This is a genomic window from Janibacter sp. LM, from assembly GCF_039631275.1.
GTDB lineage: Bacteria > Actinomycetota > Actinomycetes > Actinomycetales > Dermatophilaceae > Janibacter > Janibacter terrae.
In genome coordinates this window covers 1-787 of sequence record NZ_JBDIVG010000069.1, presented here as the reverse complement: position 1 = coordinate 787, position 787 = coordinate 1, and the positions used below count along the sequence as shown (strand labels likewise).

General features: G+C 66.1%; 1 pseudogene and 1 other annotated feature. The pseudogene reads left to right on the top strand.

The features are described from left to right. Nucleotides 1-787 (top strand): annotated as a pseudogene (locus tag ABC138_RS17440) (IS3 family transposase); the annotation flags it as partial. Continuing rightward, nucleotides 92-226: a sequence feature (AL1L pseudoknot), on the top strand. It overlaps the preceding pseudogene by 135 nt.

The window sequence follows — 787 nt, the reverse complement described above, 5'->3', positions numbered from 1 at the left end:
CGGGGGTCAGCACCAGCGACGCGGCGAGGTTGAAAGCGCTGGAACAGGAGAACCGTGAGCTCAAGCGCGCTAACGAGATCTTGAAGAGGGCAGCCAGTTTCTTCGGGGCGGAGCTCGACCGCCAGCACAAGAAGTAGCCGCGTTCATCGACGCCAACCGCGAGGACGTCATCGCGGGTCGGCGTGTGGGGGTCGAGCTCATCTGCAGCGTGTTGCAGGTGGCCCCCAGCAGCTACTACGAGGTCAAGAACCGGCAGCCCTCGGCTCGTACTCAGCGTGATGAGGTGATGGGCCCGGTGGTGCGACAGTTGTGGGAGGACAACTTTCGGGTGTACGGCGCGCGGAAGATCTGGAAGGCCGCCCGACGCTCTGGTCACGACATCGGCCGCGACCAGGTCGCCCGACTGATGCGCACTGCCGGCATCGAGGGCGTGCGGCGCACCAAGCGGGTGCGCACCACCAAGCCCGACCCGGGCATGCCGCGCCACCCGGACCTGGTGGGTCGCGAGTTCACCGCCACCGAGCCGAACCAGTTGTGGGTGACCGACCTGACCTTCGTACCCACCTGGGCCGGCGTCGCCTATGTCTGCTTCATCATCGACGCGTACTCCCGCACCATCGTCGGATGGCGGGTCGCGTCCCACATGCGCACCACGATGGTCCTCGACGCCATCGAGATGGCCCGCTCGTCACGCGGCACCCAACTGACCGGCCTGCGGTGTCACAGCGACGCGGGCAGTCAAGGTGGATTCAACTGGTCGTCGCAACACCTTGACTTCGGAGGTGTT